General features: G+C 75.7%; 5 protein-coding genes and 1 pseudogene. 3 read left to right on the top strand and 3 right to left on the bottom strand.

The genetic code is table 11. The features are described 5' to 3' along the window. Positions 1–737: 737 nt before the first annotated feature. From HCN56_RS22280 to HCN56_RS22270, 3 genes are all read right to left on the bottom strand, one after another. Positions 738–1727, bottom strand: coding sequence for a helix-turn-helix transcriptional regulator (locus HCN56_RS22280; protein ID WP_167973938.1), 990 nt, complete (start codon positions 1725–1727; stop codon positions 738–740). A gap of 64 nt (positions 1728–1791) precedes the next feature. After that, positions 1792–2775, bottom strand: coding sequence for a helix-turn-helix transcriptional regulator (locus tag HCN56_RS22275; RefSeq protein ID WP_167973936.1), 984 nt, complete (start codon positions 2773–2775; stop codon positions 1792–1794). 115 nt (positions 2776–2890) lie between these two features. Further along, positions 2891–3871: a helix-turn-helix transcriptional regulator gene (locus HCN56_RS22270; protein WP_312871370.1), complete on the bottom strand. Its 981-nt coding sequence runs from the start codon at positions 3869–3871 to the stop codon at positions 2891–2893. 153 nt (positions 3872–4024) lie between these two features. Here HCN56_RS22270 and HCN56_RS22265 point away from each other — a divergent pair, with 153 nt between their 5' ends. The 3 genes and pseudogenes from HCN56_RS22265 to HCN56_RS22255 all read left to right on the top strand — a co-directional run bounded on the left by HCN56_RS22265 (position 4025) and on the right by HCN56_RS22255 (position 6497). Beyond that, a complete protein-coding gene (locus tag HCN56_RS22265; RefSeq protein WP_167973934.1) occupies positions 4025–4162 on the top strand; it encodes a hypothetical protein in 138 nt (45 codons plus the stop codon). A gap of 101 nt (positions 4163–4263) precedes the next feature. Then, positions 4264–5061, top strand: a pseudogene (locus HCN56_RS27465) (ATP-grasp domain-containing protein); the annotation flags it as partial. A gap of 446 nt (positions 5062–5507) precedes the next feature. Then, positions 5508–6497 (top strand): DUF1015 family protein, encoded by a 990-nt coding sequence (locus HCN56_RS22255; RefSeq protein ID WP_167973932.1) that lies wholly within the window; start codon positions 5508–5510, stop codon positions 6495–6497. Positions 6498–6586 lie beyond the last annotated feature (89 nt).

Here is a 6586-nt window from a genome sequence, read left to right as displayed (position 1 = left end):
GGGCGGTTCCGTCCGCGTGAGGGCGTGCCGCGCGTCCGCGGGAGCCCGCGCCCGGTCGCCGGTCGCTCGCCGCCTCGTGGCGCCGCCGTGCCCGCTCTGCCCGCTGGCCCCCGGACGAGGGGCGCTCACACGGCCGCTCCGCGCCCGGGTACCGCGCTGCGGCGCACACCGCGGTGGGCCGACCGCCGTGGTTGGCGTGACCACGCCATGCGGTAACGCGTCACCCGTCGCACCTGTACGGACGCATCCCGTGGTGCCTACAGTCGACCGGTGCGAGGGCATCGCGCGGCGGGCTCCCGGCCGGCCGCGCCGGGCCGTCGCACCGCGGAGAAGGACAGGTCGCCAACGCCCCGGGAGGGCCGGCGCGACCCTTGAATCCCGGCGAGGTGGTCGGCCCCCGGCCGCCGCGCCGCCGTCGCACCGCCCGGCCTGTCCGGAGGTGCGCCGCGGGGGTGTGTCACCGGCTCCCGCGGAACCGGACCGCAGTCAGGCGCGGTCCCCGCGGGCCTGCGGGTGCCCGGGTGCGGACCCAGCCGCACCCGGGTGCCCGGGACGCGGACGGCGAGTGGAGTCGCCGCCCCCGCCCCGCGCCGGGACACACCCCCGCTCCGTCGCCGCTTCCTCCCGAGCTGCTCTCTCGCCGTGCTGCTCACTCCCCGCGCCGCTCTCTCGTCCGCCCGCGAGGGCCGCCGGCTGCCGCGGCGCGGCCGACGCACAGGGACGGGCCGGGCCCGCCGTCAGCTGAGCCAGCCCAGTTCGACCGCCCGCACCCCGGCGCGGAACCGGCTGTCGGTGCCGAGCCGCTCCAGCAGGCCGGCGACCATCCGGGTCACGGTCCGGGGTGAGACGCCCAGCTCGCGGGCGAGGGCCTCGTTGGTCCGCCCGGCCGCGATCCCCCGCAGCACCCGCAGCTCCGTGCCCTCCGGCGGTGCCACGCAGGCGCTCTCGTTCTCCAGGAACGGCACCGCGCGGGCCCAGAGGTGCTCGAAGAGCGCACTGAGGAAGCCGACCAGCGCCGGCTCCCGGACCCCGACGGAGCCGCGCTCGGGCCGGTCCGGGTCGGCCGGCAGCACCGCGTGCGCGTCGTCGTACACCAGGAGCCGGGACGGCACGGCGGAGACCGTCCGCACCTCGCCGCCCAGCTCGCACACCTCGGCCACGTGGTCGCGGAACTCCGGCGCCCCCCGGTGCACGTCGGCGCAGAGGTACCGGACCCGCACGCCCCTGCCGAGCAACTCCCGGTCCAGCAGCAGCGGATGGGACGCGGCGTCCGCGACCGCCGCCCCGGCGTCCACCTGGGCGCGTACCGAGCGGCGGGCGCCGTGCGCCAGCCCCGCCACCTGGGCGCGGACGGCCGCCGCACCCGCCACGTGCTCGACGCCCTTCGCGCCGGAGCGGAGGCCGAGGGCGTCCCGGAAGGGGCCGTCCAGGCCGTGCAGCCGGGCTCGGGTGGTGGCGAGGGCGAGGTTGCGGCGTGCGATGTCCACCTCCGCGCGGGCCAGCAGCTGCTCCGCGGCGCGGCCGGGCGGCAGCGCGGTCCAGCCGTCGGGGGAGCGCAGCAGCAGCCCCAGCTCCGCCAGTTCGCGCTGCGCGGCGGCGACCCGTCCGGGGGGCAGCTCCGCGAGCACCGCGAACTGCTCGTCCGGCGCGGCCGGGTGGACGACCCGGAGCCGGTACACCCGCACGGTCTCCTCGGTGATCGGCTCCCCGTCGGACGTCTCGGACATGCAGTGAGGGTAGCGACCGGTTGCCGGTACCACGAACCTGCGCCCGGACGGCCGCCGCCGGCTCTCAGCTCACCCAGCCGAGCTGCACCGCCCGCACCCCCGCCTCGAAACGGCTGCCCGCCCCCAGCCGGTCCATCAGCGCCGCGACGATCCGTGCCACCGTCCGCTCCGAGACGCCGAGGTCCGCGCTGATCACCGGGTTGGTGCGCCCGGCCGCCAACTGCGCGAGGATCTCGCTCTCCACGGGGCTGAGGCCGAGCGGTGAGTCGCCCTCCTCCTGGAGGAAGTCGGTCGCGCGGGACCAGTAGTACTCGTAGAGCCGCCGCAGGAAGGACAGCACGTGCGCGTCGCGGACGACGATCACGCCGTCACCGGTGTTCTCGTGGTCCACCGGCAGTACGGCGCAGTCCTCCCCGTAGAGGATCATCCGCGTGGGGAGGTGGCCCAGGCAGCGGGCCTGCGCCCCGGCGGCGGTGATGCTGGAGACGTAGTGCCGCGTCGGCTGGTGCCGCCGCGCCCCGTACTGGAAGAGGATGCGGAGCCGGCAGCCGCGGCCCAGCACGCGGAGGTCGCTGGGGAGCGCCGCGGCGGTGGCCTGCTCCGGCTGCGCCCCGCCGGGGGCCAGCGTGTCCACCGAGCCGGTCACGGTCCGGGAGAGGTCGTCGATGACGGCGCGGATGTTCTCCAGCCCGACCACCGTCTCGATGTCGCCGCGCTCGGAGCGCAGCGAGCGCGCCTCCAGGTAGTGGCCGGAGAGGGCCTGCATCTTGGCGCGGGTCGCGCCCAGCGCCACCTGCGCCTGGAGGATGTCGTGGTCGCCGGCGGCCACCAACTCCTCGGTGGCGGTGTCGGGGCCGACGGCGACCAGCCCGCCGGCGGGCGAGGGGCGGAGCAGGCCGAGCTCGGCCAGTTCGCGTTCCGCGTCGGCGACCTCCTCGCGGGGCAGCCCGGTGCGGGCGGCCAGTTCGTCGGGGCCCGCGGTGGCGTTGGCCACGCGGAGCCGGTAGATGGTGACGGCCGCGGTCGACAGACCGCTGGGGTGGGTCATGTCCGCCACCGGGCAGGGGGCAGCGCCGTCCCCGCGGCGGCGCGGGGGGCGGTGGCGGATCGGGTGGCGGTGCGGGGCCGCCGGGGCGGTGCGATGGCGTGCGCGTGCATGGTTGTTACGACAGCCAGCCGTTCTGCGCCGCCCGGACGCCGGCCTGGAAACGGCTGTCCGCGTCCAGCCGCTCCAGCAGTGCTGAAACGATACGGCTGACGGAGCGGACGGACATCCCGAGCTGGTGGGCGATGGTCTCGTTCTTCTTCCCCGAGGCCATGAGCAGCAGCACCTCGCGGTCCACACCGGTTGGCGCCGGTCCGGAGTCGGGCTCCGCCTCGCTGAAGACCAGCGCGCGCGCCCAGTAGTGGTCGAACAGCCGCTGGACGAAACTCAGCACCGCCGGGTCCCGGACCAGCGCCACGCCCCGGCCCGTCACCTCGGGGTCCAGCGGCAGCACCGCGCAGTTGCGGTCGTAGATCAGCAGCCGGGCCGGCAGCGAGGTGATCGAGCGCACCTGTGCCCCGGCCGCCGTGATGGTCGCCGCGTACTGCGCGGCGCCGGGCTTCTTGCGCGCGCTGTGCTGGAGCATGGTCCGCAGCATCACGCCGCGGGCCAGGGTCTCCAGGTCCAGCCGCTCCGCCGAGCGGATGCCCGTCTCGGAGAGGGTGCCGGGTATGAACACGTCGATCGACTTGGTGGCGGTCCGCGCCAGGTCGTCGATGACCGCCAGCACGTTGTGCAGCCCCTGGATGATCTCGATGTTGCTCCGGGTGGACCGCATCGAGCGGGCCTCCAGGTAGTCGCCGGTCAGCGCGTGGAGCCGGGCCCGGGTCGCCGCCATGGCGATGCGCTTGCGCAGGATGTCCTGTTCGGCGGGGCCCAGCAGCTCGTCCGCGGCGCTCTCCGGGCTGATCGCCACCCAGCCGCCGCCGGGGGAGCTGCGGATCAGTCCCAGGGCGGCGAGCTTGCCCTCCGCCTCGGTGACCTGCGACGGCCCGATCCCCAGACGCTTGGCGAGATGCTCCACGGAATCGGTGGGGTGGATCACGCGTCCCCGGTAGACCTGGGTCGCCACCGAGTCGATTTCGTCTGATTCCTGCACATTACGTCCTTGCGCGAGAGCACCGGCTGCTGGCGTCAACCTGCCAGGCAGTATGACGCCAGGGCAACTCCCTCGACTACACCTGGTGGTTTCGGTGAGCATCGGTTCCAGCAGGGTTCAAGCCTGACAACTCATGTGGATGCGGGAGTAACCGTGAAGAAGATAGCCATCAGCGCGACCGCGGCGCTGTTCGCCGTGCTCGCACTCGCCGGCACTGCCAGCGCGGCCAACTACTGGGAGGGCGACGGCGTCGCCTCCGCCACGCTGCAGCCCGCCAACTACTGGGAGTAGTTCCCGCCGCGACCGGGAGCGACCCCCCACGCGCCCCGGCCGCCCTCGCCACGCCCGAACGCCTGCACCAGCCTGCGCGGAACCAGTCAGGAGGTGGTCCCATGACCCACCGGCAACGGACCGCGGTCCTGCTGAGCCCCTCACCCGCCGCCGTTCGCGCGGCACGGGTGCTGGGTGTGCGCAGCCTGGTACTCGCGGCGGACCTGAGTGAGCAGTCCGTCCGGGAGGCCGCGCTCTCGGCCGACGAGACCCTCGCGGTCGACTGGACGGACCACCCCCACCTCCTCGGCGTCCTCAGCCACTTCGCGGACTCCCCGCCCCGTTCCGGCAAGCCGCGTGCCGCCGTGTTCGGGTTCGGGGAGCACAGCGCCCTCGCCGCTGCCCGTGCCAACGAGGCCCTCGGCCTCCCGGGCAACCCCCACGCGGCTGTCGCGTACCTCACCGACAAGGCGGCGCTCCGCGATCGGGTCAACCGGCTCTCCGCAACCCCCGTGCGGTTCGAGCGGTGTGACCGGGCCGCGGCTCTGGTGCCGGCTGCCGAACGAGTCGGCTTCCCCTGTGTGGTCAAGCCCCGCACCGGCTCGGGCGGCCAGGACGTACACGAGCTGCGGCACACCGCCGACGCACGTGACCTGGCCCGGCGGTTGGCACCAGAGCCCGCGTTCATCATCGAGGAGTACCTCGACGGCCCCGAGTACTGCGTCGAGGCGCACTCCGTCCGCGGGCGCCACACCGTGCTCGCCGTGGCACGCCGCCACACCACCGGCGCACCGGAGTGCGGCGACATCGGGTACGAGCTCCCCGCCGACCTCGGACGAAAGACCCTCAAGGGCGTCGAGCAGCTGGTGCAGGCGACCCTCAGCGCGGCCGGCCACCGCGTGGGTCCCTCCCACACCGAAGTCGTCCTCACCCGGCGCGGCCCGGCGCTGATCGAGTCCCACGCCCACCCCGGCGGGGACCGCATCAGCGGCCTGCTCGCCCTCGCCACCGGCGTCGACCGCTACCAGCTGGCGATCGCCGCCACCCTCGGGCTCGCGGAGCCCGAGCAGCGGACCAGGAAGGAGCACGCCGCAGCCCGGCTGCTCCCCCTGACCCTCCAGACCCTGCACGACACGGAACGGGCGGCCGACGCCCGTGCCGTACCGGGCGTGGTCTCGGTGGAACTGGACGCGCCCCTCGGCAGTCATGCCCCGGAGGCCACCAGCCGGGTCGCCGGACATGGCGTCATCACCGCGGCCGGTTCCACCCCCCCCCCCCCCCCCCCCCCCCCCCCCCCCCCCCCCCCCCCCCCCCCCCGCCCCCACCCCACCGGCAGCCGCCCCCTCCTCGAAAGAAGAGGAGCTCAGTGCCGTCTGACCTGCTGTCCCCACCGGCCCTGCCGAGCACCCCACGCCCCCGCCCCGATCTCCTCACCCCGTCGTACGTGGTCGAACGCCGCGACGAATGGGGCAACGTCTGCCAGCGCGGCGTCGTCGGCTCGCTCGACGTGCGGGGCCCCGACAGCGGTCACGTGCTGCGCCACACCCAGGTCGACGACCGGGTCGTCGCCGCCCACATGCGCACCCTCCGGGACCGCGGCGGCATCCGCGACCCCCTGCTGCTCGCCGCCCCCGACCTCGGCGGGCTCACCGAGTGCGTCACCGACGCGACCACCCGGCCGCCCGACCTCCACCTCGCCACCCCTGACGAGGGCGAGCTGCGGCTGTGGGCGTGCGACCCCCGCTGGGCCACGCTCGCCCCGCCGCTGGGCCCCGTCCTGCTCGCCGACGGCCACCACCGGCTGGAAGCCGCCCGGCGGCTCTACCGGGCCCGGCCCGGTCCCACCACCGGCCGCCTTCCGGCCATGGTCGTCGACCACGGCCGCCACCCGCTGCGGCTGGACGCCACGCACCGCGTCGTCGCCGGGCTCGACCCGCGCCGCGCGGCGGCGACCGCGGAACGGATCGCCCGCGTCCGCCTCCGGCCGCGCAGCGCCGCCCTCCAACCCCCGCAACGCGGTAGCTTCCTCCTCACCGGCCAGGGACTGACCTGGGAGATCTCCGCGGTCTCACCGGTGCTGCTGGCGCGTCGCCTGCGCTGGCTGCCCTCGGAGTGGGCCGAGCTGGACACCGCCGTCTGCGACCACGTCCTCATCCCGGCGCTCTGCCGCGACCAGGGCATCGAACCCGACGTCGCGCACAGCGCCGGCCGCCCCCCGCCCGGCCGTACCGGCCTGGTCCTCCCGGCCCCCACCTGGAACCAGGTGTGGTCCGCCGCCGGCGGCCACGGCATGCCCGCGCACAGCACCACCCTCGGCCCCGGCCCCGTGCCGGACCTGCTCGCCTACCTCGGCTGAGCCGGCACCGGCCGACCCCCGGCCCCGCGCGGTGTGGACCCCCCGCCGCACCGCGCGGACCGGCGCCGCCGCCCGGCGTGACACCACGC

Source organism: Streptomyces lonarensis (assembly GCF_012033735.1).
GTDB classification, from domain to species: domain Bacteria; phylum Actinomycetota; class Actinomycetes; order Streptomycetales; family Streptomycetaceae; genus Streptomyces; species Streptomyces lonarensis.
This window is presented reverse-complemented; position numbering and strand designations above follow the sequence as displayed.